The sequence below is a fragment of the Escherichia sp. UTM R2 genome, from assembly GCF_048593455.1.
Lineage (GTDB): Bacteria > Pseudomonadota > Gammaproteobacteria > Enterobacterales > Enterobacteriaceae > Escherichia > Escherichia coli.
Genome location: NZ_JBFWDY010000002.1, coordinates 3688854 through 3714784 on the forward strand (window position 1 = coordinate 3688854; position 25931 = coordinate 3714784).

The following is a 25931-nucleotide window of genomic DNA, read 5'->3' on the forward strand; positions in this document are numbered from 1 at the left end:
CGACCCCCATCAGGCTGTTTCATCACCGGGCTCGGTGCCGCCGAAACGACGCTCTCGATTAGCAAAGGCATTTAACGCCCCTTCAAAGTCTTGTTCATCGAAATCGGGCCAGAGAACATCTGTAAAGTAAAGTTCGGCATAGGCAATTTGCCAAAGCAAAAAGTTACTAATGCGATGCTCCCCCCAGTCCTAATTACTAAATCTACAGGGGCCAGTTCATGCATACAGACATGCTGGTTTAGCATCTCTTCATCTATCTGATCTGGTTGCAGGTTTCCTTGCTGCACCTTTTCAGCCAGTTGCCTGACTCCCTGGACTATATCCCAACGTCCACCGTAGTTCGCCGCAATATTCAGCGTCAGACCGGTATTCCCGGCTGTTAGCGCTTCAGATTTACGAATACGTTCTTGCAAACGCGAGTTAAAGCGACTGGTATCGCCAATAATACGCAGACGCACGTTATGTCGGTGCAGACTTTTTACTTCGCTATCGAGCGCCCACACAAACAGTTCCATTAACGCACTGACTTCCTGCGCTGGTCGGTTCCAGTTTTCACTACTAAAGGCATACAGCGTTAACGCCTCAATACCGTTGTTGGCCGCAAAAGAGACAGCCCGGCGGACGGATTTTGCCCCGGCTTTATGCCCAAAGGCACGAATCTTCCCTTGCTTTTTTGCCCAGCGACCATTGCCGTCCATAATGATCGCAACATGACGGCAGCCATGCGCTGGCAATTTTTCGCTAAGTGGTTGAGTAGCAGACAACATCACGCGTTTTTTATTCCCTGACAGGGTTTACGGTACTCAGGAATACTGAAGCCTATACAAAAAAAAGCCGTGTAAAACCACGGCATACCTGACCTTATAAAGCCAACTACTTACGATCAGATGGCGCAGACTATATCACTGAAGCCCTACGCTAACAAATAGCGCGACTCTCTGTAGCCGGATTATCCTCAGCTTGCGAGACGCATCACCTCTTTTCTGGCGACTTCACGCGCGTTCGCATCAACAGATAACACATCGTCCACACATTGTGGTTCGCGCATATCCATTTTTTCCAGTACGGATAAATTCAACGCAGCGATATCCGTAAAGCGGATTTGTTGCGCAAGAAAAGCAGCAACGGTGATTTCGTTTGCGGCATTCAATGCTGTCGTCGCTGCCTGGCCTTGTTCGAACGCCTCCATCGCCAGTTTCAGGCATGGATAACGATCATAATCCGGTGCGGCAAATGTCAACGCACTTAGTTTGCAAAAATCGAGCGGCTTCACGCCAGAGTTCACGCGATTCGGCCATGCCATGGTGTGGGCAATTGGCGTACGCATATCCGGTTCCCCCAGCTGCGCCAGAACACTGCCGTCCTGATAGCGCACCATTGAGTGAATCACTGACTGCGGGTGAATCAGCACTTCCATCTGGCTGGCGCTGGCGTTAAACAGCCAACGCGCTTCAATGTATTCCAGACCTTTGTTCATCATGGTAGCCGAATCGACAGAAATTTTACGCCCCATCGACCAGTTCGGATGACGGCAGGCTTGATCCGGCGTCATTGTTGCCAAATCGCGCAATGGCGTCTCACGGAAAGGGCCACCAGACCCGGTAAGTAAAATGGACACCACGCCATTTTGCTCAAGGTCAGCGTATCCCAGATTATGCTGGATAGGTTGCGGTAAACTCTGAAAAATGGCGTTATGTTCGCTATCGACCGGTAACAATTGCGCTTTGCTCTGCTTTACGGCGTCCATAAACAGACGTCCGCAGGTAACCAGTGATTCTTTATTGGCCAGCAAAATGGTTTTACCCGCGCGGATCGCAGCAAGCGTAGGTAACAGCCCAGCAGCGCCAACAATGGCTGCCATCACCTGATCAACATCCTCAAGCGCTGCCATATCGCAAGCGGCTTGTTGCCCACTTAAGACTTCGGTGCGGCTACCCTGTTGCTGTAGCATCGTTTTAAGAAGTTTCGCACTCGCTTCATCGTCCATTACGGCATAGCGGGGAGAGAATTCCAGGCACTGTTCTACCATGCGAGTGACATTTTTGCCTGCCACCAGCGCAACTACGCGGAAGTGTTCGGGATTATGGCGCACCACGTCCAGCGTGCTGCAACCAATCGAGCCGGTCGAGCCCAGAATGGTGAGTTGCTTCATGAAACATCCAGAGTTGAGACAGAATAAAAAGCAAAACGCCGCCAGCCGATCCGCAAGGATCTACTGAGCGGCGTTTTTGTCGTTCAAGAAATCAGAACTGCATCAGTTCTGCTTCTTTGTCTGCCAGCGCCGCTTCAATTTTCTTGATTGCAGCATCAGTCAGTTTCTGTACATCGTCCTGAGAACGGCGATCGTCGTCTTCGCTGATCTCTTTATCTTTCAACAGTGCTTTCACTTTGTCGTTCGCGTCACGACGCACGTTACGTACTGCAACACGCGCTTGTTCTGCTTCACCACGAACGATTTTGGTCAGATCTTTACGACGTTCTTCCGTCAGCGGCGGCAGCGGAACACGGATGTCGCTACCCGCAGAGTTCGGGTTCAGGCCAAGATCGGACGCCATAATCGCTTTTTCAACGGCCGGAGACATTGAACGATCAAACACGTTGATTTTCAGTGTACGGGAATCTTCTACCGTTACGCTTGCCAGCTGACGCAGCGGCGTCGGCGTGCCGTAATATTCCACGACAATGCCATCCAGCAGGCTGGGAGAAGCACGACCCGTGCGTATTTTGCTGATTTGGGTTTTGAACGCTTCTACGCATTTGTCCATGCGTACTTCAGCATCTTTTCTGATATCGCTAATCACGTTACGAATCCTTGAAAACTTGTCTCAGTCAGACCAGACAGTCACACACAGTGGAAGTGTGCTAAGTATAGCCCTGATTAAACATATTACGGGTAATCGTCTGGATTATTAGGCTATTTTATTTGCCATTTTGGCCCCGGGCAGTGCTCGCCATCCTCACGTACTTTTGTACGCTCCGGTTGCTGCGCGCTGGCCGTGACCAAACTGCCTGCAACAATAACGCCTTATAACCAGACTTACGCCCCCGCGATACTTACGCGGAATCTTACCCTTATTTATCCATCACGGGAATTATTCCGTGATTAAAGTCCCTTCTTTTTCACCCATTACCACACGGCGCAGCGCACCCGGTTTGTTCATATTGAAAACACGAATCGGTAATTTATGGTCACGAGCCAGCGTGAAGGCCGCCAGGTCCATGACTTTCAGCTCTTTTTCCAGCACTTCGCTGTAAGTCAGTTGCTCGTACATGGTTGCGGTTGGATCTTTCGCCGGATCAGCGGTAAACACGCCGTCAACTTTGGTTGCTTTCAGCACCACATCGGCTTCAATTTCGATACCACGCAGGCAAGCTGCTGAGTCGGTGGTAAAGAACGGGTTACCTGTACCGGCGGAGAGGATCACCACACGGTTGTTGCGCAACAGGCTGATAGCTTCTGCCCAGCTGTAGCTGTCGCACACGCCATTCAATGGAATAGCGGACATCAGACGAGCGTTCACATAGGCGCGGTGCAGTGCATCACGCATTGCCAGGCCGTTCATTACGGTCGCCAGCATCCCCATGTGGTCGCCCACAACGCGGTTCATACCCGCTTTCGCCAGACCAGCGCCACGGAACAGGTTACCCCCACCAATCACCACACCAACCTGAATACCCAGTTCAACCAGTTCTTTGATTTCCTGAGCCATACGATCCAGTATGCTTGCATCAATACCGAAGCCTTCAGTGCCCTGCAGAGCTTCGCCACTCAACTTAAGCAGAATGCGTTTATAGACGGGTTTTGCATTGGTAGCCATGTTTCTTTCCTGAGACTGTCAACGATTGAAATGAATTAATACTAGCGACATTGTACGTCGCTTTTCAGCGCAGCCCCACAAGGGTTAGCTGAATTTACAAGATGGGCACAAAAAGAAGCCGCCCTCAGGCGGCTCCTTTTTGATAATTAAGACTGCTTGGACATCGCAGCAACTTCTGCTGCAAAGTCAGTCTCAACTTTCTCGATGCCTTCACCCACTTCGAAGCGGATGAAGCCAGTCACTTCAGCGTTATGCTCTTTCAGCAGCTGACCAACAGTTTTGCTTGGTTCCATAACGAACGGCTGACCGGTCAGAGAAACTTCGCCGGTGAATTTCTTCATGCGGCCTTCAACCATTTTCTCTGCGATTTCTTTCGGCTTACCAGACTGCATCGCGATATCCAGCTGTACCTGGTATTCTTTTTCTACCACTTCAGCGGATACGTCTTCCGGTTTGATGAATTCTGGCTTGCTTGCAGCAACGTGCATAGCGATGTGTTTAACCAGCTCTTCGTCAGCGCCTTTAGCAGCAACCAGAACGCCGATACGCGCACCGTGCTGATAAGAACCCAGAACGTCGCCTTCCAGCGCAGCAACGCGGCGAATGTTGATGTTTTCACCAATTTTCGCTACCAGCGCAACACGTTCTTCTTCGAACTGTGCTTTCAGAACTTCAACGTCAGTGATTTTGCCAGCAACAGCTGCGTCCAGAACTTTGTCTGCGAACGCCTGGAAACCAGCGTCTTTTGCAACGAAGTCAGTCTGGCAGTTAACTTCCAGAATGATGCCGTAGTTGCCGTCGATTTTGGTTTTGATCACGCCGTCAGCAGCAACGTTGCCTGCTTTTTTCGCTGCTTTAATAGCACCGGACTTACGCATGTTTTCGATTGCCAGCTCGATGTCGCCGTTAGCTTCAGTCAGTGCTTTTTTGCAATCCATCATGCCTGCGCCAGTACGCTCACGCAGCTCTTTTACCAGGGATGCGGTAATTTCAGCCATTCTAAAATCCTCGGAGATGTGATCTGCCCGGCATTAAACCGCACAGATATAAAAGTGAAAAAGGGGGCCATATGCAGGCCCCCTAACCAAACGTGTACTACCTGGTCTATAAGGGCTCTCCCCCTTCATATTTCGCGCCGCAGATGCGTTATCTTCGCTCGCTCATCCCGGTCACTTACTGATGTAAGCTCCCGGGAATTCTCGAGCTTGCCGCCTTTCTGCAACTCGAACTATTTTGGGGGAGTTATCAAGCCTTATTACTCAGCTTCTACGAAGCTTTCTTCCGCCTGGGAAGCCAGATCCTGAGAACGGCCTTCACGTACGGTTGCAGCAACAGCGCCCAGGTACAGGGTCACAGCACGGATTGCGTCGTCGTTACCCGGGATAACGAAGTCAACACCGTCCGGATCAGAGTTGGTATCAACGATAGCAAATACCGGAATACCCAGGTTGTTTGCTTCTTTGATAGCAATGTGTTCGTGGTCAGCATCGATTACAAACAGAGCGTCCGGCAGACCGCCCATGTCTTTGATACCGCCCAGGCTGTTTTCCAGTTTCTCCAGCTCACGAGTGCGCATCAGCGCTTCTTTCTTGGTCAGCTTGTCGAAAGTACCGTCCTGAGACTGAGTTTCCAGGTCTTTCAGACGTTTGATGGACTGACGAACGGTTTTCCAGTTAGTCAGCATACCGCCCAGCCAGCGATGGTTCACGAAGAACTGGTCGCAGCTCAGAGCAGCGTCTTTCACCGCTTCGCTTGCAGCGCGTTTAGTACCAACGAAAAGGATTTTACCTTTGCGAGAAGCAATCTTGTTCAGTTCAGCCAGAGCTTCGTTGAACATCGGTACAGTTTTCTCAAGGTTGATGATGTGAACTTTGTTACGCGCACCGAAGATGAACGGCTTCATTTTCGGGTTCCAGTAACGGGTCTGGTGACCGAAGTGAACACCAGCCTTGAGCATGTCGCGCATGGAAACAGTTGCCATGATTAAAACCTCTATATAAAAGTTGGGGTTATGCCTCCACGTATCCCATATTACCGACCCCAAAGGGCACCCCGGAATATGTGCCGATACGTGTGTGTTGTTACACAAAGTGAGATTGTCGCTTCCGTCCAGTCTGTGTATACGAAATGGATCGGAAGTCCGGCGCGCTTTATACCACAAATACGTCGTGGACACCAATAATTGTTGGCGCTGCGTACAGCATCAGACGTCGAATTTTCTATTATAGAAAACCTTCAGTGGCACGTTTGGCGAAATTCAGAATGATTCTCAATTTGCCCGGGTGTGATACCATTGACGGCACTTACATATATATTGTCGGTATCACCGACGCTGATGGACAGAATTAATGGCTATCTCAATCAAGACCCCAGAAGATATCGAAAAAATGCGCGTCGCTGGCCGACTGGCTGCCGAAGTGCTGGAGATGATCGAACCGTATGTTAAACCGGGCGTCAGCACCGGCGAGCTGGATCGCATCTGTAATGATTACATTGTTAATGAACAACACGCGGTTTCTGCCTGCCTCGGCTATCACGGCTATCCGAAATCCGTTTGCATCTCTATTAATGAAGTGGTGTGCCACGGTATCCCGGACGATGCTAAGCTGCTGAAAGATGGCGATATCGTTAACATTGATGTCACCGTAATCAAAGATGGTTTCCACGGCGATACCTCGAAAATGTTTATCGTCGGTAAGCCGACCATCATGGGCGAACGTCTGTGCCGCATCACGCAAGAAAGCCTGTACCTGGCGCTACGCATGGTAAAACCAGGCATTAATCTGCGCGAAATCGGTGCGGCGATTCAGAAATTTGTCGAAGCAGAAGGCTTCTCCGTCGTTCGTGAATATTGCGGACACGGTATTGGTCGCGGCTTCCATGAAGAACCGCAGGTGCTGCACTATGACTCCCGTGAAACCAACGTCGTACTGAAACCTGGGATGACGTTCACCATCGAGCCAATGGTCAACGCGGGTAAAAAAGAGATCCGCACCATGAAAGATGGCTGGACGGTAAAAACCAAAGATCGCAGCTTGTCTGCACAATATGAGCATACTATTGTGGTGACTGATAACGGCTGCGAAATTCTGACGCTACGCAAGGATGACACCATCCCGGCGATAATCTCGCACGACGAATAAGATGAAGCCGGCGAATGCCGGCTTTTTTAATGCGATAATTTAATCTTATGGGTGGCGCACAATGAATACCCTTCCAGAACAGTACGCAAACACCGCTCTCCCCACCCTGCCCGGTCAACCGCAAAATCCATGCGTCTGGCCCCGTGATGAATTAACCGTCGGTGGGATAAAAGCCCATATCGATACTTTCCAGCGTTGGCTGGGTGATGCCTTTGACAATGGGATCTCTGCAGAACAGTTGATTGAGGCGCGCACCGAGTTTATCGACCAGCTCCTGCAACGATTATGGATTGAAGCGGGATTCAGCCAGATTGCCGACCTGGCATTGGTCGCCGTCGGTGGCTACGGTCGTGGCGAGCTGCATCCACTTTCAGACGTCGATTTACTGATTTTAAGCCGTAAAAAGCTCCCGGACGATCAGGCGCAAAAAGTGGGCGAGCTGTTAACGCTGCTCTGGGATGTAAAGCTGGAAGTCGGTCATAGCGTGCGCACGCTTGAAGAGTGCATGCTGGAAGGGTTATCGGATTTAACCGTCGCCACCAATTTAATCGAATCCCGCTTATTAATTGGCGATGTTGCGCTGTTCCTCGAACTGCAAAAACATATTTTCAGCGAAGGATTCTGGCCTTCCGACAAGTTCTACGCGGCGAAAGTTGAAGAACAGAACCAGCGCCATCAGCGTTACCATGGCACCAGCTACAACCTTGAACCAGACATCAAAAGCAGCCCTGGCGGCTTGCGCGATATCCACACTCTGCAATGGGTGGCCCGCCGTCATTTTGGCGCAACATCGCTGGATGAAATGGTCGGGTTTGGCTTCTTAACCTCAGCGGAGCGGGCGGAATTAAACGAATGTCTGCATATATTGTGGCGTATTCGCTTTGCCCTGCATCTGGTCGTCAGCCGTTACGATAATCGCCTGTTATTCGATCGCCAGCTTAGCGTCGCCCAGTGTCTGAATTACAGTGGTGAAGGTAACGAACCGGTCGAGCGGATGATGAAGGATTACTTCCGCGTTACACGCCGCGTCAGTGAACTCAACCAGATGCTGCTGCAACTGTTCGATGAAGCCATCCTCGCCCTTCCCGCCGACGAAAAACCACGTCCAATCGACGATGAGTTTCAGCTACGCGGTACGCTAATCGACCTGCGTGATGAAACACTATTTATGCGCCAGCCGGAAGCCATCTTGCGTATGTTCTACACCATGGTGCACAACAGTGCGATCACCGGCATTTACTCCACCACGCTGCGCCAGTTACGCCATGCCCGTCGCCATCTGCAACAACCGCTGTGTAATATTCCGGAAGCACGAAAACTGTTTTTGAGCATTCTGCGTCACCCCGGAGCGGTGCGGCGCGGGCTATTGCCAATGCATCGCCATAGCGTGCTCGGCGCGTATATGCCGCAATGGTCGCATATCGTCGGGCAGATGCAGTTTGATCTGTTCCACGCCTACACGGTGGATGAACATACTATCCGCGTGATGCTGAAACTGGAGAGTTTTGCCAGTGAAGAAACGCGCCAGCGCCATCCGTTGTGTGTGGACGTCTGGCCGCGCCTGCCGTCAACTGAGCTGATTTTCATCGCCGCGCTGTTTCACGATATCGCCAAAGGACGCGGCGGCGACCACTCCATTCTCGGTGCTCAGGATGTAGTGCATTTTGCCGAACTCCACGGGCTGAACTCACGCGAAACACAGCTGGTCGCCTGGCTGGTTCGCCAGCACCTGTTGATGTCGGTGACCGCCCAACGCCGCGATATTCAGGACCCGGAAGTCATCAAGCAGTTTGCCGAAGAAGTGCAAACGGAAAATCGTCTGCGCTATCTGGTATGCCTGACTGTGGCTGACATTTGCGCCACCAACGAAACGCTGTGGAATAGCTGGAAGCAAAGTCTGTTGCGTGAGCTCTACTTTGCCACCGAAAAGCAGCTACGACGCGGAATGCAAAACACGCCGGATATGCGCGAACGGGTTCGCCATCACCAACTCCAGGCACTGGCACTACTGCGCATGGATAACATCGACGAAGAGGCGCTGCACCAAATTTGGTCACGCTGTCGTGCTAACTATTTTGTCCGCCATAGCCCAAATCAACTGGCCTGGCATGCCCGCCATTTATTACAGCATGATTTAAGCAAACCGCTGGTATTGCTTAGCCCGCAGGCTACGCGTGGAGGCACCGAGATTTTTATCTGGAGCCCGGACCGCCCTTATCTGTTTGCCGCCGTCTGTGCCGAATTAGACCGCCGCAATTTAAGTGTTCACGACGCACAAATTTTCACCACTCGCGACGGTATGGCGATGGATACCTTTATCGTGCTGGAACCCGATGGCAACCCGCTGTCCGCAGATCGTCATGAGGTTATTCGGTTTGGTCTGGAGCAAGTACTGACGCAAAGTAGCTGGCAGCCACCGCAGCCCCGTCGCCAACCCGCCAAATTACGCCATTTTACTGTTGAAACCGAAGTAACGTTTTTGCCGACCCATACCGACCGCAAATCGTTCCTCGAACTGATCGCCCTCGACCAACCTGGACTGCTGGCGCGAGTCGGGAAAATTTTTGCCGATCTGGGAATTTCGCTTCATGGTGCCCGAATTACAACCATTGGCGAGCGAGTAGAAGATTTATTCATAATTGCCACCGCTGACCGGCGTGCGCTTAATAACGAGTTGCAGCAGGAAGTGCATCAGCGGTTGACAGAGGCCCTCAATCCAAACGATAAAGGGTGATGTGTTTACTGATATGAAAAGAGTTTAACAATGCAGCAGTTACAGAACATTATTGAAACCGCTTTTGAACGCCGTGCCGAGATCACGCCAGCCAATGCAGACACCGTTACCCGCGAAGCGGTAAATCAGGTGATCGCCCTGCTGGATTCCGGCGCACTGCGTGTAGCGGAAAAAATTGACGGTCAGTGGGTGACGCATCAGTGGTTGAAAAAAGCGGTGCTGCTCTCTTTCCGTATTAATGATAATCAGGTGATCGAAGGGGCAGAAAGCCGCTACTTCGACAAAGTGCCGATGAAATTCGCCGACTACGACGAAGCACGTTTCCAGAAAGAAGGCTTCCGCGTTGTGCCACCAGCGGCGGTACGTCAGGGTGCGTTTATTGCCCGTAACACCGTGCTGATGCCGTCTTACGTCAACATCGGCGCATATGTTGATGAAGGCACCATGGTTGATACCTGGGCGACCGTCGGTTCTTGTGCGCAGATTGGTAAAAACGTCCACCTTTCCGGTGGCGTGGGCATCGGCGGCGTGCTGGAACCGCTGCAGGCTAACCCAACCATCATTGAAGATAATTGCTTCATCGGCGCGCGCTCTGAAGTGGTTGAAGGGGTGATTGTCGAAGAAGGTTCCGTCATTTCCATGGGCGTATACATTGGTCAGAGCACCCGTATTTACGACCGTGAAACCGGCGAAATCCACTACGGTCGCGTTCCGGCGGGGTCTGTGGTTGTTTCAGGTAATCTGCCGTCAAAAGATGGCAAATACAGCCTCTACTGTGCGGTTATCGTTAAGAAAGTTGACGCGAAAACTCGCGGCAAAGTCGGCATTAACGAACTGCTGCGTACCATCGACTAAAAGTATGCACACGGGCAGCACGACGCTGCCCGATTTTTTTGCAGGGATGAGCGATGATTTCACGCCGCCGATTTTTGCAGGCTACTGCCGCGACGATAGCCACGAGCTCAGGTTTCGGTTATATGCATTACTGTGAGCCAGGCTGGTTTGAATTAATCCGTCACCGCCTCGCCTTTTTTAAAGACAACGCAGCACCATTCAAAATTCTTTTTCTGGCCGATCTCCATTACTCTCGTTTTGTTCCTTTAAGCCTGATTTCTGACGCGATTGCTCTTGGCATAGAACAAAAGCCCGATTTGATATTACTGGGCGGCGATTACGTATTATTTGATATGTCGCTGAATTTTTCGGCGTTTAGTGACGTACTCTCCCCCCTTGCCGAATGTGCGCCGACGTTTGCCTGCTTCGGCAACCACGATCGCCCTGTTGGTACAGAAAAAAATCACTTAATTGGCGAGACGTTGAAATCAGCGGGCATCACGGTGTTGTTTAACCAGGCTACGGTGATCGCCACGCCGAACAGGCAATTCGAACTGGTAGGCACTGGTGACTTATGGGCCGGACAATGCAAACCGCCTCCCGCCAGCGAAGCCAATCTGCCAAGACTGGTGCTGGCGCATAATCCCGACAGCAAAGAAGTCATGCGTGATGAACCCTGGGATCTGATGCTGTGCGGCCATACTCACGGCGGGCAACTGCGCGTACCGTTGGTTGGTGAACCTTTTGCCCCTGTCGAAGATAAACGTTACGTCGCCGGATTAAATGCCTTTGGCGAAAGACACATCTACACAACCCGTGGCGTGGGCAGTTTGTATGGTTTGCGTCTGAACTGCCGCCCGGAAGTAACGATGCTGGAACTGGTGTAGATCGTGAATTTTATCACCAGAATAAAGCAGGTAATTTTTTGATTTTTACGCCATGATAGAAGTCTGGAAGAAAAAGGCTTTCTGCGATCACAGTCGAGCCGGGCGGGCCAGGCCAAATGCTAAAATAAGCACAATTTACTGACTCATTTTGAGGTAACGCTATGTACGACAATCTGAAAAGTCTGGGTATTACCAATCCTGAAGAAATTGATCGTTACAGCCTCCGGCAGGAAGCCAACAACGATATTCTGAAAATCTATTTCCAGAAAGACAAAGGCGAGTTTTTCGCCAAGAGCGTTAAGTTTAAATATCCGCGTCAGCGTAAAACGGTCGTCGCTGATGGTGTGGGTCAGGGTTATAAAGAAGTCCAGGAAATCAGCCCGAATCTACGGTATATCATTGATGAGCTTGATCAAATCTGCCAGCGTGACCGCAGCGAAGTTGATCTTAAGCGTAAGATCCTCGACGACTTACGTCACCTGGAGTCAGTCGTAACCAATAAGATCAGCGAGATTGAAGCCGATCTGGAAAAACTAACGCGTAAATAATCCCGAACTGACGGTTAATTCGGGCATTCCCCTCTACCCTTCGGGCTGAGGGGAATGAGCCAGCGCCGCCTCAACCTTAACGCATAACCTACCGCTCTTCATCCAGTTGTAACGCCACATACAGCAGCAACCTGTCATCAAAATTGCCCAAATCAAGCCCGGTCAGTTCCGATATACGATTAAGCCGATACTCCAGGGTATTACGATGAATAAACAACGCCTTTGACGTTGCCAGCGGTTGCACATTGTGGCGAAACCACGCCGCCAGCGTTCGTCGCAGCAAGCCGTTATTGTCCATCGTTTTCAGCCGCGCCAGCGGTCGCGCCAGTTCGTTGGCCTGCCAGTCGCCACGCAAACTGTCGAGTAACACAGGTAACATCAGATCCTGATAAAAATAGCAGCGACTTTCTGGCATCCGCTGTTTACCCACCACCATCGTCGTTTTCGCCGTACGATAGGATCGGGCAATACTGCCAGGACCGGTAAAATAGTTGCCCAGTGAAACGCGAAAACGCAGCTGGCCGTACTCTTTCATGCGGGTAATCAGTTGTTCAACTCGCTTACGATGATCTTCTGCATCCCAGCGCCCAAAAGAGTTCAACGCCGGTTTCAACACCACCATTTCGGTTAGCGAGACAATCGCCACCAGATTATTACGCTCGGGCGTAGTCAGCGCGTTTTGCAGTTGTTGTAACTCCGCCATTGCGCTGTCCACGCCAAGCTGACCGCTGTCGACCTCAACAATAGCCACCACTCGCGGTTGATTGAGATCGATCCCCAGCCGTTGCGCCCATTCAGTAAGTGCGGGAGTATTCTCCTCTGCCTGAATCAGGTTCATCACCAGTTCTTCCCGCAAACGGCTATCCTGCGCCAACAAGTGCATCAACCGCGACTGTTCCAGCATCATTTCAGCCGTCATGCAGACCAGTTCGCCATATTTACGCAGATTCTCTGGTTCACCTGTCAGGCCAATTACGCCGACAATTTCACCTTCCAGCCGTAACGGTAGATTAATCCCCTGCCGCACACCGTGCAGATGACGTGCTACCGCGTCATCGATATCGACGACTCGTCCCTGTGAAAGTACCAGCAATGCACCTTCGTGCAATTCACCAATACGCTCACGATCGCCGCTGCCGATAATTCGCCCACGGGCATCCATTACGTTGATATTGGTATCGATGATGCGCATGGTACGTGCCACGATATCCTGCGCCATTTTGGTATCAAGATGCCAGCCAGCCATAAGTCCTCCGTTATGCACGGCTTAGCATAAGGAAGTACGTAACGTACGGCATTGTGCAAATGCCTAAAGGATGATGAAGATGTATGGAGTTGTGGTGAAGTTCACAGATTGTAAGGAGAACCCCTTCCCGTTTTCAGGAAGGGGTTGAGGGAGATTACTGCATTAACAGGTAGATGGTGCTGTCGCCGCGCTGAATGTTGAGTGCCAGCACAGACGGTTTGCTGTCGAGAACTTTACGCAGTTCAGCGATGTTTTTCACTGCCTGCTGGTTCGCGCCAATAATCACATCACCTTTCTTCAGGCCGATCTGCGCAGCCGGAGTGCCCGTTTTCACGTTGTTCACTACCACGCCCTGATCTTTGCCTTTGTTGCTCATCTCAGCGCCTTCAATGCCGTTGAAGATGGAGCTGGAATCAACCTGATTCTGGCTGCTCTGCTGCAGTTCCAGGTTCACGTTAACCTGCTTACCGTCGCGCAGTAAGCCCAGGGTCAGTTTGCTGCCTACCGGCATAGTACCCACCTGAGCACGCAGTGCGGCAAAGCTGCTGATCGGCTTACCGTTCAGTGAGGTGATCACATCACCCGCTTTAATGCCCGCTTTTGCAGCGGAGGAATTAGGCAGAACCTGGCTTACGAAAGCACCGCGCTGGGCGTCAACTTTCATCGCTTTCGCCAGTTCGGAGTTCAGCTCAGTCCCCATAATACCCAGCTCACCGCGTTTCACCTGGCCGTATTCCACCATCTGCGAGGTCAGGTTTTTCACCATGTTACTCGGGATAGCAAAACCGATACCGATGTTGCCGCCGTCCGGTGCGAGGATCGCGGTGTTGATACCGATCAGTTCGCCGTTCAGGTTAACCAGCGCACCACCGGAGTTACCACGGTTGATCGCTGCATCGGTCTGGATGAAGTTTTCGTAGTTTTCGGCATTCAGGCCGCTACGCCCCAGCGCAGAGACAATCCCGGAAGTTACCGTCTCGCCCAGACCAAACGGGTTACCAATCGCTACGGTGTAATCACCCACGAGCAGTGCATCAGAATCCGCCATCTTAATTGCGGTCAGGTTTTTCGGGTTCTGGATTTGGATCAGCGCGATATCAGAGCGCGGATCTTTGCCAACCATCTTCGCGTCGAACTTACGGCCATCGCTCAGTTGAACTTTAATGACCGTCGCGTTATCAACAACGTGGTTGTTGGTGACGACATAGCCTTTATCGGCATCAATGATGACGCCGGAACCCAGCGCCATGAATTTCTGTTGCTGGCCGCCACCATTACCGCCCTGGCCACCCTGGCAGAACGGAGAGCTCTGGAACGGAGAACCTTCCTGGCAGAACGGAGAATCATCACCGAAGAACTGCTGGAAATTACGCGGCATACGCGGCGTATTAACGGTTGTGCTACCTTCTACGTTAATGCTGACCACTGAAGGCATCACCTTTTCGAGCATCGGTGCAAGGCTTGGCATCTGCTGGGCTGTCGTTGCTGAAGAAGTCTCAGCCGCCGTTGCAGAGAGCGGAGATAACGCCAAACCTAAACTCAGAGCCAGTGCACTCAGTGCTAATGTGGTTTTTTTCATGTATTTCAGTCTCGATTAACAGATAACGCAAAATTGCTGTGTTCTTCAGATTCGTTTTATAGCCTGAAGTTCCGAACTAAAGTTTCTGCAAAAGGTAAAAATTTATTGTTCGTCTTTACAAAAGCCTGGTTATTGTTCTACGGCCATCAGACGTCGGTATTCATCCCACGCATAGAGGTCGGTCATACCGCTGATATAATCCTGCAGCAGGCGGCAACGGTAATAATATTCCCATAGCGGAAACTCAGGAGAATCTGACGGTAATTTACTGACAGCCTCGACATAGGCCAGCCGATGGCGCGTCGAGAGTTTGTGGAATAAGCGCGATTCAATAGGGAAACGTTTCACCCGTTCTTTTTCTACCAGTTCAGTAAAGTCTGATAACGACAGGCTTAATAAAGGACGATAAATCTCTAATAATCCGCTAATGACCCGATAGCCCTGCAATTCAAGCTGCTCGACATCTGGATGGCTAAACACATGTTTTACAGCGACATTTTTATATAGCTTAAGAAGATCGCTGCATTCGCTGGCATCTTCCAATAATGCATGATTAAACGTTCCGGCGAAAATCGCAGGCAGATTATCAATAAATCGTTGTGCCGCGTAGGGTACCAGTTTATTTAGGGTGTTTACTCGTAAATACATAAAAAACTGATCTTCCGTACTGCGGCTTAAACTATTTGAGCGTGATTTTTCCCAGGCATTTTCAACCACTAGCGAAAAGAGCGAACCTTTCTCATGCTGGCCCCACGCTTCGTGCAAATGATGATAAAGCTGCTCAACGGTAAATATTCTTTTCTCTACCGCATCTTCAAGGTCTGCCACACAATAGGAGATGTCGTCGGCAGCTTCCATAATCCACGTTAATGGAAAACGACTGTAAAGCGCCAAATTAAGTTCTTTACGCAACCGCGCAATATAGGCTTCTTCAGAAAGATAATAACCCGGCTTTTTCATTAAATAGTGATGTGTCTCAGGCGTTTCGCCACGCCACCACGCCGGACGGGTATATTTTAAAATACCGCCAACCTGTGCCCAGGTGAGATTCATCCGCATCAATGTATGCACCAGACGAATGCCTTGTGCATTCCCCTCAAAATGACATAAGTCCTGACGAATCTTGCGCCGCAGCTCGTTAAGCGGTTCTTCCCCGTCCCGTAAACGTAGTGCCGCCACGCTGCAGCGATCGTCAGTCAGAGGCTGGCTTTCGGCATCTTCCGGGTGCAAACGTTGGCGAAACCAGTCATTTATCGCTGCTTCGCCAAAATGACCAAACGGCGGATTGCCGATATCGTGCATCAGGCATGACATCTCAACAATGCTTTCAAAGGGGCCGGTCAGTTCATCCAGGCCGTATGCTTCCAGCAATTTAAGCTCTTTCAGACGGCTTAAAATTTCTTTGGCGATGTAGCGTCCCACCTGCTGGACTTCCATCGAGTGGGTAAGACGCGTGCGCACGGCGGCATTGCGCTCCAGTGGAAAAACCTGGGTCTTTTGTTGCAGACGACGAATTGCCGGAGAGTTGATGATACGCCCGCGATCGCTCTCGAAGATCCGCAGGATCTCATGTTCGGTTTTAACGCCCTGCGGTGAACGGTAACGACGATGCCAGTTTATTTTTTTTCGGAAATCAATCTGTGCCATGTCCTCTCCCGCGTGAGAAATACGCTTCCCCGTAAGCGCATGGTAAACTATGCCTTCAAATCGGGCTTATCGCGAGTAAATCTATGAAAATCGGCATCATTGGTGCAATGGAAGAAGAAGTTACGCTGCTGCGTGACAAAATCGAAAACCGTCAAACTATCAGTCTCGGCGGTTGCGAAATCTATACCGGCCAACTGAATGGAACCGAGGTTGCGCTTCTGAAATCGGGCATCGGTAAAGTCGCTGCGGCGCTGGGTGCCACTTTGCTGTTGGAACACTGCAAGCCAGATGTGATTATTAACACCGGTTCTGCCGGTGGCCTGGCACCAACGTTGAAAGTGGGCGATATCGTTGTCTCGGACGAAGCACGTTATCACGACGCGGATGTCACGGCATTTGGTTATGAATACGGTCAGTTACCAGGCTGTCCGGCAGGCTTTAAAGCTGACGATAAACTGATCGCTGCCGCTGAGGCCTGCATTGCCGAACTGAATCTTAACGCTGTACGTGGCCTGATTGTTAGCGGCGACGCTTTCATCAACGGTTCTGTTGGTCTGGCGAAAATCCGCCACAACTTCCCACAGGCCATTGCTGTAGAGATGGAAGCGACGGCAATCGCCCATGTCTGCCACAATTTCAACGTCCCGTTTGTTGTCGTACGCGCCATCTCCGACGTGGCCGATCAACAGTCTCATCTTAGCTTCGATGAGTTCCTGGCTGTTGCCGCTAAACAGTCCAGCCTGATGGTTGAGTCACTGGTGCAGAAACTTGCACATGGCTAAGTCACTGTTCAGGGCGCTGGTCGCCCTGTCTTTTCTTGCGCCACTGTGGCTCAACGCCGCGCCGCGCGTCATCACGCTTTCTCCCGCCAACACTGAACTTGCCTTTGCCGCCGGGATCACGCCGGTTGGGGTCAGCAGCTATTCCGACTATCCTCCACAAGCGCAAAAGATTGAGCAGGTTTCCACCTGGCAGGGGATGAATCTGGAACGCATTGTCGCGCTGAAACCCGATCTGGTGATTGCCTGGCGTGGAGGTAATGCCGAGCGGCAGGTTGACCAGCTGGCTTCGCTGGGAATAAAAGTGATGTGGGTCGATGCGACAAGCATTGAACAAATTGCCAATGCGTTACGTCAACTGGCCCCCTGGAGTCCGCAACCAGACAAGGCCGAACAAGCCGCGCAATCCCTGCTGGATCAGTACGCGCAATTGAAAGCGCAATATGCTGATAAACCTAAAAAACGTGTTTTTCTGCAATTCGGCATTAATCCGCCATTTACCAGTGGAAAAGAGTCGATTCAGAACCAGGTACTCGAAGTTTGTGGCGGAGAAAACATCTTTAAAGACAGCCGGGTTCCCTGGCCGCAAGTTAGCCGCGAACAGGTGTTAGCACGCTCGCCACAGGCGATTGTCATTACAGGCGGACCGGACCAAATTCCTAAAATCAAACAATACTGGGGTGAACAGCTCAAAATTCCCGTTATTCCTCTCACGAGTGACTGGTTTGAACGTGCAAGCCCACGTATTATCCTCGCTGCACAACAGCTCTGTAATGCGCTTTCACAGGTAGATTAGCGCCTGACCTTTTCAGGTGCTCAGTGGGGATTGAACAATGCTCGTCTATTGGCTGGATATAGTCGGCACAGCGGTATTTGCCATCTCCGGCGTTTTGTTAGCCGGAAAATTGCGTATGGACCCTTTTGGTGTTCTGGTACTGGGCGTGGTAACCGCAGTAGGCGGCGGGACAATTCGCGACATGGCGCTGGATCACGGCCCGGTATTTTGGGTGAAAGATCCCACCGATCTGGTCGTTGCAATGGTCACCAGCATGCTGACCATCGTGCTGGTGCGCCAGCCAAGACGCTTACCAAAATGGATGTTGCCGGTGCTGGACGCCGTTGGTCTGGCGGTGTTTGTCGGCATTGGCGTGAATAAAGCCTTTAATGCGGAAGCCGGTCCGTTAATCGCGGTTTGTATGGGCGTCATTACTGGCGTTGGCGGCGGGATTATTCGTGATGTTCTGGCCCGCGAAATCCCCATGATTTTACGTACAGAAATCTACGCAACTGCCTGTATTATCGGCGGTATTGTCCACGCTACGGCTTATTACACATTTTCCGTACCACTGGAAACAGCCAGTATGATGGGCATGGTCGTGACGCTATTGATTCGGCTGGCGGCTATTCGTTGGCATCTTAAGCTACCGACGTTTGCGCTGGATGAGAATGGGCGTTGAAGAGAGAAGATGTGCCGGATAGTTTATCCGGCACATGAACAACAGATTAGATACTAAAGGAAGAACCGCAACCGCAGGTGCTTTTCGCGTTCGGGTTGGTCACGATGAAACGAGAACCTTCCAGACCTTCGGTATAATCAACGGAACCGCCGACCAGATATTGCAGGCTCATCGGATCAACCACCAGGCCAACGCCCTGTTTTTCGATGGTCATATCGCCTTCGTTCACCTGATCATCAAAGGTGAAACCATACTGGAAGCCGCTGCAACCGCCACCGGTGATATACACGCGTAATTTCAGATTCGGGTTATCTTCGTCAGCGATCAGGCTTTTAACTTTGTTGGCTGCTGCGTCGGTAAACTCCAGCGGCAGTGCTACGTCATCACTCATATTTTGCTCCAAACGACATCGGCAATTGGGCAAATTCTAACCCAATAATAATCGCCATTATCTAATACCCTGGTATTTCGTTCAAGTATTCTCGCTGGCTGATGCGGCCTTGCTTCGCGCCAGTTGCTCAGCTTCCTGTTTTGCCAGCGTGCGCGCAAGAATCGCCGAGTATAGCGGTTTCCCGCCGGTAAATTGCGCTAATAGTGTTGCGCCAAGACCGGTAATAATCATTGGCAAAATGAGCTGGTAGTTATCGGTCATCTCCAGAACCAGAATGATCCCCGTTAACGGCGCGCGAATAGATGCCGCCAGTAATGCCCCCATTCCGGCAATAGCAAACGTCCCCGCCTCAAGGTGATATTGCGGAAACAGCTCAACGGCAACCATTCCGAAAGCGGTTCCCAGCACAGTACCCAGCGCCAGCATCGGGGCAAAAATACCGCCCGGCGCGCCGGAAGAGAAGCAGAGTAAGGTGGTAATGACCCGCGCGACGAAGATAAACACCAGCATTCCCATGCTGAAATTCCCCGCGGTAGCGATAGGAATCAGGTTAAAACCGCCGCCCGACGTTGCTGGTGCCACAAACCCCAGCAATCCACACAGACCGCCAATCGCACCGCCCATTAGCACCCATTTGGTAATATTGCCGCCGTGCACACGGTGCAGCAAATCCTGCATCCCCAGCACCCATTTATTAAAAATAGGGCCGAAAATGCCAAAAATAATACCGAGGATCAGATAAAGCCACAGCGTATTAAGCGGCGCATCAGAAAGTTTACCGACGTCAATCAACGCAACTTCATGATTAAAAATCCGGTACATAATGGTCGACATAATGACACCAATAAATACCGCTTTAATCGAAATTAACGTATAGCGAAACTGCGGACGCATCTCTTCGATAATAAACAAAATACCCGCCAGCGGCGCGTTAAAGGCCGCAGCCAGCCCCGCAGCAGCACCGGTTGCCAGCAGCGTATGGCGAGCTTCGTCACCTTTCAGGCGGAAAATATCAAGCACCATACGGCCAATGTTACCGCCGATCTGCACGGTTGGCCCTTCGCGCCCCAACACCATGCCTCCGCCGAGTGTCCCCAGCCCGCCAAAGAACTTCACCGGCAATACACGCCACCAGCGAACGGGACGTTGATCTTCCAGCGCCCCTTCAATTTCCGGGATCCCCGAACCACCTGCTTCCGGCGCGTATTTGCGCACCAAAAAGTAGCCAAACATCGCCAGCACCGCCGAACAGAGAAAAGCGACGGTTAACAGAAGCGGATAATTATCAGCAGTATGTACCAGCGCCCCCATACGTTGGTTCTGCAACCAGGCGACACCTTTGTCAAAAGCAACCGCTGCCAGCCCGACAAGCGTGCCGACGACAGCCGCCATAAACAAAATGGCTAACGGGGTTTTATCGCGCTCAAGAAGTTGGCGAATCAGTTGTCTGCGTCGCAGGCGCGCGGCCTGCGGTGTTTCTAAAGAGGGAGTATCAGTTTTCATCCAATGATCACTTATTGGTCATACAAATAAGATGACGGCATTTTACTCGCACGTTCCATGAAAATCCTTTGCAAAGCGTAATGTTTCAAATGCACAAAACTTTTATACTCTAAGAAATCAGGATTGCACCAGTACAAGCAGCCTGATGTTTGACGAGTATTTAACTTGTTATGAATAACATAGAATAGCAGCCATTCACTTTTTCTACGAATCAGGAACCCTCCATGAGTAAGTCTGAAAATCTTTACAGCGCAGCGCGCGAGCTGATCCCTGGCGGTGTGAACTCCCCTGTTCGCGCCTTTACTGGCGTGGGCGGCACTCCACTGTTTATCGAAAAAGCGGACGGCGCTTATCTGTACGATGTTGATGGCAAAGCCTATATCGATTATGTCGGTTCCTGGGGGCCGATGGTGCTGGGCCATAACCATCCGGCGATCCGCAATGCCGTGATTGAAGCCGCCGAGCGTGGTTTAAGCTTTGGTGCACCAACCGAAATGGAAGTGAAAATGGCGCAACTGGTGACCGAACTGGTCCCGACCATGGATATGGTGCGCATGGTGAACTCCGGCACTGAAGCGACAATGAGCGCCATCCGCCTGGCCCGTGGTTTTACCGGTCGCGACAAAATTATTAAATTTGAAGGTTGTTACCACGGTCACGCTGACTGCCTGCTGGTGAAAGCCGGTTCTGGCGCACTCACGTTAGGCCAGCCAAACTCGCCGGGCGTTCCGGCAGATTTCGCCAAACATACCTTAACCTGTACTTATAACGATCTGGCTTCTGTACGCGCCGCGTTTGAGCAATACCCGCAAGAGATTGCCTGTATTATCGTCGAGCCGGTGGCAGGCAATATGAACTGCGTTCCACCGCTGCCAGAGTTCCTGCCAGGTCTGCGTGCGCTGTGCGACGAATTTGGCGCATTGCTGATCATCGATGAAGTAATGACCGGCTTCCGCGTGGCACTGGCTGGCGCACAGGATTATTACGGTGTGGAACCGGATCTCACCTGCCTGGGCAAAATCATCGGCGGTGGAATGCCGGTAGGCGCATTCGGTGGTCGTCGTGATGTAATGGATGCGCTGGCCCCGACGGGTCCGGTCTATCAGGCGGGTACGCTTTCCGGTAACCCAATTGCGATGGCAGCGGGTTTCGCCTGTCTGAATGAAGTCGCGCAGCCGGGCGTTCACGAAACGTTGGATGAGCTGACATCACGTCTGGCAGAAGGTCTGCTGGAAGCGGCAGAAGAAGCCGGAATTCCGCTGGTCGTTAACCACGTTGGCGGCATGTTCGGTATTTTCTTTACCGACGCCGAGTCCGTGACGTGCTATCAGGATGTGATGGCCTGTGACGTGGAACGCTTTAAGCGTTTCTTCCATATGATGCTGGACGAAGGTGTTTACCTGGCACCGTCAGCGTTTGAAGCGGGCTTTATGTCCGTGGCGCACAGCATGGAAGATATCAATAACACCATCGATGCTGCACGTCGGGTGTTTGCGAAGTTGTGATCCAGCATGGTTTGTCGGATGCGGCGTGAACGCCTTATCCGACCTACGATTCGGGGCCGTTTGTAGGCCCGATAAGACGCGCCAGCGTCGCATCGGGCATCCGTTGTCGCGTAAACGCTTTATCCGTCCAGGCGTACAGGGCCGTTATATGGAAAAATTAACGGCTCTGCTTTCTCAGCAAATAGATAAAATATGGCGCGCCGATAAAGGTCGACAGCAGCCCCGCCGGGATCTGGAACGGAAACAGCACCATCCGCCCACACCAGTCAGCGAACACCAGCAGTAAACCACCCACCAGCGCCGAAATTACGATGTGTGGCATCGTCCGTCGAAAACCCATCATCCGCGCAATATGCGGTGCCATTAAACCAACAAAACTCAACGGTCCAATAGTCATCGTCGCGGTCGCCGTCAGGCAAGCCGCTAACAGCAGCAGCGCAATTCGCGTCGGCGTCAGCGCCATTCCTACGGCTCGGGCGGTATCACCACCCAGCGGTAAAATGGTCAGCCAGCGGCGGCACAGCGGGGTAATCGCCAGCAAAATCACCATCACAATTCCGGTGCGCCAGACCTGCGCATCGGTCGCGTTGTAGGTCGAACCGGAAATCCAGGTCAGCACTTGCGCCATTCGCGGGTCACCACTTGCCTGCAACATCATCAAAAGCATGGTGAACGCGGTGCTTAACGCCATCCCCGCCAGTAACATGCGGTGTGGGGAAAATCCACCGCGGCCGGCGGCGATCATAATGATCAACAGCGTCACCGCCGCGCCGAGACTGCCTGCAGGTAACAGCCAGCCAAAGGCATTACCCGGCACCAGAAACAGCATCAACACCACGCCAAACGCCGCGCCGGAGCTAATCCCCAGCACTTCCGGGCTTGCCATCGGGTTTCCGGTCAGCCGCTGAATAATACAGCCCGCCACCGCCAGCATGACGCCCGCAAACAGCGCCGCCATAATTCGCGGCCAGCGCCAGGGCATTAAATCCTCGAGCAACGCCCCGCTCGCCCACGTCCAGCCGTGCGCATCACGACCAAACGACAGCGCCACTACCACAGCCATCAACAGCAGCACGCCGCCCGCGAGGGCAAACGCCAGCACATGTTGGCGTTCAGTCGCGACACGATCGTTGACCTTCATATCCGGCGCGCTAATGCTCCGTAAACGCGGCAGCAGCCACAGTAGCAGCGGCGCACCGATCAACGCAGTGACCGAACCGGTGGAAACTTCCATCCACACGCGAGTCAGCCAGAGGATGATTTGATCAGAAAGCCACAGAATTAACGCACCAATCAGCGACGCCAGCATCAACCGTGGCAACAAACGCCGCGCCCCCAGCATTTTTGCCAGCAGCGGCGCGAACAACCCGATAAAGCCGATAATCCCTACCGCATTCACCAGCAGCGCACTGATGACTATCGCCAGCGACAGCGCCGCCAGACGCGCGAGCGACAAGGCCAGCCCGAGATTGCACGCCACGCCATCATCAAGCCCCATCAGGGTTAACGGACGAAGTAGCAGTAACGTCAGCATCACGCCGCCCAGCAACTGCGGCCATAAACGCTCAACGCCGCCCCAGTCGGTTTGCGTCAGCGTTCCGGTGCTCCACAGGAACATGCTTTGCAACTGGTCATGATGGAAGATAACCAGTAACTGATTGATTGCCCCACAATAAAGGCTCACTACCAGCCCCGCGAGAATCAGCGTTACCGGCGACAGCCGTTTCCCCCACGCGACGCCAAAGACAATTAAGCCAACAACGCAAGCCCCTGCCAGCGCAGCAAACTGGCTCGCCATAGCACCTGGGATCGCCCAGAGCGTAGTGACGGTAATCCCCAGTTGCGCGCCTGTAGCAACGCCCAACGTCGTCGGTTCCGCCAGCGGGTTACGCAGCACTTGCTGAAACAGCACGCCCACCAGCCCCAGGCCCGCGCCCACCAGCAGCGAAATCGCCAGACGCGGCAACAAGCTGTAGTGAAAAATCATCTGCTCGATGACGTCAATATCCGGCGACCAGGCAGCCTGCGCCCACTGGCTACGCGGCAGCGCCTGCGAGAAGTTCATCCAGGTGAGCGCCGTAGCGACAATCACTAACAGCGCCAGCAATAACGCCGGAAAAAGCGCAATTCGTTTACTCACGCTTTACCTCCGATGGCGTTATCCAGAACGCGCACAAAGTGCATTGCCGAGAGCGTCGCACCATAAAACCAGACTGCAGGTACGCGCTGAAAGCGTCCGGCGCGGACAAACGGCATGGCCTGCCACAGCGGGGTTGCCATTAGCGCATCCATGTCTTTGCTGTTGTCGTGATCAAAACAGAGCACATCAACGTCTTTATACGCTGCCAGACGATCGATACTGACGGCGGTACTGCCCCAGAAGTTGGTTTCTCCTTGCCAGGCATTTGGGATGCCGTACTCATCAAGAATTTCCTGGAACAAGCTGTTTGGACCGAAGACCAACATATGGCGCGGATCGATAAGCGTCGTCAGCAATAACGGGCGTGCACCACGCTTCACAAAGCGGGGTTTCATGCTGCGGATAAAGTCTTCATATTGCGCTAAATGCGTTTCTGCTGCGCTTTGCAGGTTAAGTAAATCTGCCATTTCCGTCAGTGATTTACGCGCCATCGCCAGCGGCTGTTTGCCGTCGCTGAAGTTAAATCCACGCCCCGGCGCAATACGTGCCAGCATTTCTGGTGAAGGGCCATATCCTGCCGACCAGACCATAAACGACGGTTTCATTTCGGTCAGCAGTTCAAGGTTAGGTTCTGTGCGCAAACCGACGTCGATTACTGAGTCCGGCAATGGTGGTTCGCTGACCCACAGGCGATAGTTGATGGTGTCCGCCACACCGTAAGGTACGATGCCGAGCGCCAGCAGTAATTCCACCGGCAACCACTCCAGCGCCACAATACGATTGGGATCAATAGCCGCCGCGTGGGCGGTATTCATCTGCCATAACAACGGAGAAAGCGCCATCGCCGTTAACAGTCGACGGCGCGAAATAAGAGGTAAGCCGCTCATCAATAAACAAAACTCACAGGTGCAGCACCCGCCGGATGCGGCAAAATACCCATCGGGATGCCATAAATCATTTCGAGGGTTTCGCCGCGCATAATTTCCGCAGGCGTTCCCTGAGCAATCATTTCACCACCGCGCAGGGCGACCAGATAATCACAGTAGCGTGCCGCCATATTGATATCGTGCAACACGGCAATGACCGTCAGGCCACGCTCCTGACTTAAACGGTGCACCAGCGCCAGCACATCAACCTGGTGGGCGATATCCAGCGCCGAGGTCGGTTCGTCGAGCAACAGACAACGGCTATCCTGTGCCACCAGCATGGCGATCCACGCCCGCTGACGTTCGCCGCCAGAGAGGCTATCGACCAGCCGATGCGCCAGCGGTTTTAAGCCAACCAGCGAGATAGCTTCCTCGACCTTTTCGCGATCTGCCGCACCAAAGCGCCCCAGCGCGCCATGCCACGGGTAACGCCCAATCGCCACCAGTTCACGCACGGTCATCCCTTCTGCCGGAGGAAGCTGCTGCGGCAAATAAGCCACTTTGCGGGCAAACGCTTTGCTGCTCCAGCTTTCCAGCGGTTGGGCATCAAGAAGAATCTCCCCTTCCGACGGCGGCTGATGACGGCCAAGCATTTTGAGCAGAGTGGATTTACCAGAACCGTTGTGACCAATCAGACCGGTCACTTTCCCGGCAGGAAAGGTTAACGACAGCGGATGCAAAAGCGTGCGCCCGGGCACACGAAAGGAGATATTACGCAGTGCAAAAGTGGTATCGGAATGATTCGTGTATTCCTGCATAACAGCCAACTTGTGAAATGGGCACGGAAATCCGTG

The 25931-nt window shown here is 52.4% G+C and carries 24 protein-coding genes and 1 pseudogene; 9 read left to right on the forward strand and 16 right to left on the reverse strand.

Features of this window, described 5'->3' with window-relative positions; translation table 11 throughout:
- Window positions 1–9: 9 nt before the first annotated feature.
- The 6 genes and pseudogenes from ispU to rpsB all read right to left on the reverse strand — a co-directional run bounded on the left by ispU (window position 10) and on the right by rpsB (window position 5799).
- Window positions 10–704, reverse strand: a pseudogene (gene ispU / locus AB4H76_RS18795) ((2E,6E)-farnesyl-diphosphate-specific ditrans,polycis-undecaprenyl-diphosphate synthase).
- 251 nt (window positions 705–955) lie between these two features.
- Window positions 956–2152: a 1-deoxy-D-xylulose-5-phosphate reductoisomerase gene (gene ispC / locus AB4H76_RS18800; protein WP_000811923.1), complete on the reverse strand. Its 1197-nt coding sequence runs from the start codon at window positions 2150–2152 to the stop codon at window positions 956–958.
- 91 nt (window positions 2153–2243) lie between these two features.
- Window positions 2244–2801, reverse strand: coding sequence for a ribosome recycling factor (gene frr / locus AB4H76_RS18805; protein ID WP_000622418.1), 558 nt, complete (start codon window positions 2799–2801; stop codon window positions 2244–2246).
- A gap of 291 nt (window positions 2802–3092) precedes the next feature.
- On the reverse strand, window positions 3093–3818 hold the full coding sequence (gene pyrH / locus AB4H76_RS18810) for a UMP kinase (protein WP_000224573.1): 726 nt from the start codon (window positions 3816–3818) through the stop codon (window positions 3093–3095).
- Window positions 3819–3964: 146 nt separating this feature from the next.
- Window positions 3965–4816 (reverse strand): translation elongation factor Ts, encoded by an 852-nt coding sequence (gene tsf / locus AB4H76_RS18815; RefSeq protein ID WP_000818114.1) that lies wholly within the window; start codon window positions 4814–4816, stop codon window positions 3965–3967.
- A 257-nt stretch (window positions 4817–5073) separates the two neighbouring features.
- A complete protein-coding gene (gene rpsB / locus AB4H76_RS18820) occupies window positions 5074–5799 on the reverse strand; it encodes a 30S ribosomal protein S2 (protein ID WP_000246882.1) in 726 nt (241 codons plus the stop codon).
- A gap of 367 nt (window positions 5800–6166) precedes the next feature.
- Here rpsB and map point away from each other — a divergent pair, with 367 nt between their 5' ends.
- From map to AB4H76_RS18845, 5 genes are all read left to right on the forward strand, one after another.
- A complete protein-coding gene (gene map, locus AB4H76_RS18825) occupies window positions 6167–6961 on the forward strand; it encodes a type I methionyl aminopeptidase (RefSeq protein WP_001018194.1) in 795 nt (264 codons plus the stop codon).
- Window positions 6962–7022: 61 nt separating this feature from the next.
- A complete protein-coding gene (gene glnD / locus AB4H76_RS18830; RefSeq protein ID WP_058905796.1) occupies window positions 7023–9695 on the forward strand; it encodes a bifunctional uridylyltransferase/uridylyl-removing protein GlnD in 2673 nt (890 codons plus the stop codon).
- A gap of 30 nt (window positions 9696–9725) precedes the next feature.
- Complete coding sequence (dapD, locus tag AB4H76_RS18835; RefSeq protein ID WP_001186650.1) at window positions 9726–10550, forward strand: 2,3,4,5-tetrahydropyridine-2,6-dicarboxylate N-succinyltransferase; 825 nt, start codon at window positions 9726–9728, stop codon at window positions 10548–10550.
- Window positions 10551–10603: 53 nt separating this feature from the next.
- The gene (gene yaeI / locus AB4H76_RS18840; protein WP_000625631.1) at window positions 10604–11416 is read left to right on the forward strand and encodes a phosphodiesterase YaeI; all 813 of its coding nucleotides are present in this window, start codon (window positions 10604–10606) and stop codon (window positions 11414–11416) included.
- 161 nt (window positions 11417–11577) lie between these two features.
- A complete protein-coding gene (locus AB4H76_RS18845) occupies window positions 11578–11964 on the forward strand; it encodes a DUF3461 family protein (RefSeq protein WP_000272188.1) in 387 nt (128 codons plus the stop codon).
- A gap of 88 nt (window positions 11965–12052) precedes the next feature.
- Here AB4H76_RS18845 and cdaR read toward each other — a convergent pair whose 3' ends face one another.
- The 3 genes from cdaR to dgt all read right to left on the reverse strand — a co-directional run bounded on the left by cdaR (window position 12053) and on the right by dgt (window position 16436).
- Window positions 12053–13210, reverse strand: coding sequence for a DNA-binding transcriptional regulator CdaR (gene cdaR, locus AB4H76_RS18850; RefSeq protein WP_000929443.1), 1158 nt, complete (start codon window positions 13208–13210; stop codon window positions 12053–12055).
- A 154-nt stretch (window positions 13211–13364) separates the two neighbouring features.
- The gene (gene degP, locus AB4H76_RS18855; RefSeq protein ID WP_085452780.1) at window positions 13365–14789 is read right to left on the reverse strand and encodes a serine endoprotease DegP; all 1425 of its coding nucleotides are present in this window, start codon (window positions 14787–14789) and stop codon (window positions 13365–13367) included.
- A gap of 129 nt (window positions 14790–14918) precedes the next feature.
- Window positions 14919–16436, reverse strand: a complete 1518-nt coding sequence (gene dgt, locus AB4H76_RS18860) for a dGTPase (RefSeq protein WP_000057067.1) — start codon at window positions 16434–16436, stop codon at window positions 14919–14921.
- Between the two features lie 83 nt (window positions 16437–16519).
- Here dgt and mtnN point away from each other — a divergent pair, with 83 nt between their 5' ends.
- Genes mtnN through AB4H76_RS18875 form a run of 3 tightly spaced genes read left to right on the forward strand, consistent with a single transcriptional unit; the run spans window position 16520 to window position 18672 of the window.
- Window positions 16520–17218: a 5'-methylthioadenosine/S-adenosylhomocysteine nucleosidase gene (mtnN, locus tag AB4H76_RS18865; RefSeq protein ID WP_000689844.1), complete on the forward strand. Its 699-nt coding sequence runs from the start codon at window positions 16520–16522 to the stop codon at window positions 17216–17218.
- Entirely contained in the window at window positions 17211–18011 is an 801-nt protein-coding gene (btuF, locus tag AB4H76_RS18870; protein WP_001129927.1) for a vitamin B12 ABC transporter substrate-binding protein BtuF, read from the forward strand. The genes mtnN and btuF overlap by 8 nt, the downstream gene beginning before the upstream one ends.
- Window positions 18012–18048: 37 nt before the next feature.
- A complete protein-coding gene (locus AB4H76_RS18875) occupies window positions 18049–18672 on the forward strand; it encodes a TRIC cation channel family protein (RefSeq protein WP_000964221.1) in 624 nt (207 codons plus the stop codon).
- Window positions 18673–18718: 46 nt separating this feature from the next.
- Here the strand turns inward: AB4H76_RS18875 and erpA are convergent, their stop codons facing one another.
- The 4 genes from erpA to yadX are packed head-to-tail and all read right to left on the reverse strand — an operon-like array spanning window position 18719 to window position 20625.
- Window positions 18719–19063, reverse strand: a complete 345-nt coding sequence (erpA, locus tag AB4H76_RS18880; protein WP_001295564.1) for an iron-sulfur cluster insertion protein ErpA — start codon at window positions 19061–19063, stop codon at window positions 18719–18721.
- Complete coding sequence (yadW, locus tag AB4H76_RS18885) at window positions 19056–19121, reverse strand: small protein YadW (RefSeq protein WP_120795373.1); 66 nt, start codon at window positions 19119–19121, stop codon at window positions 19056–19058. Before yadW ends, erpA begins: the two co-directional genes overlap by 8 nt.
- Before the next feature lie 23 nt (window positions 19122–19144).
- Complete coding sequence (clcA, locus tag AB4H76_RS18890) at window positions 19145–20566, reverse strand: H(+)/Cl(-) exchange transporter ClcA (protein ID WP_000845394.1); 1422 nt, start codon at window positions 20564–20566, stop codon at window positions 19145–19147.
- Between the two features lie 11 nt (window positions 20567–20577).
- Window positions 20578–20625 carry a protein YadX gene (gene yadX / locus AB4H76_RS18895; RefSeq protein ID WP_211180485.1) on the reverse strand — a complete coding sequence of 16 codons (48 nt, stop codon included), beginning with the start codon at window positions 20623–20625 and terminating at the stop codon, window positions 20578–20580.
- A 165-nt stretch (window positions 20626–20790) separates the two neighbouring features.
- Between yadX and hemL the strand changes: the two genes are divergently transcribed.
- On the forward strand, window positions 20791–22071 hold the full coding sequence (gene hemL / locus AB4H76_RS18900; RefSeq protein ID WP_000045290.1) for a glutamate-1-semialdehyde 2,1-aminomutase: 1281 nt from the start codon (window positions 20791–20793) through the stop codon (window positions 22069–22071).
- Between the two features lie 157 nt (window positions 22072–22228).
- Here the strand turns inward: hemL and fhuB are convergent, their stop codons facing one another.
- Genes fhuB through fhuC form a run of 3 tightly spaced genes read right to left on the reverse strand, consistent with a single transcriptional unit; the run spans window position 22229 to window position 25895 of the window.
- Window positions 22229–24211, reverse strand: a complete 1983-nt coding sequence (gene fhuB, locus AB4H76_RS18905; RefSeq protein WP_085452779.1) for a Fe(3+)-hydroxamate ABC transporter permease FhuB — start codon at window positions 24209–24211, stop codon at window positions 22229–22231.
- Window positions 24208–25098 (reverse strand): Fe(3+)-hydroxamate ABC transporter substrate-binding protein FhuD, encoded by an 891-nt coding sequence (gene fhuD / locus AB4H76_RS18910; RefSeq protein WP_001310529.1) that lies wholly within the window; start codon window positions 25096–25098, stop codon window positions 24208–24210. The genes fhuB and fhuD overlap by 4 nt, the downstream gene beginning before the upstream one ends.
- On the reverse strand, window positions 25098–25895 hold the full coding sequence (gene fhuC / locus AB4H76_RS18915; protein ID WP_001158929.1) for a Fe3+-hydroxamate ABC transporter ATP-binding protein FhuC: 798 nt from the start codon (window positions 25893–25895) through the stop codon (window positions 25098–25100). Before fhuC ends, fhuD begins: the two co-directional genes overlap by 1 nt.
- Window positions 25896–25931: the final 36 nt, after the last annotated feature.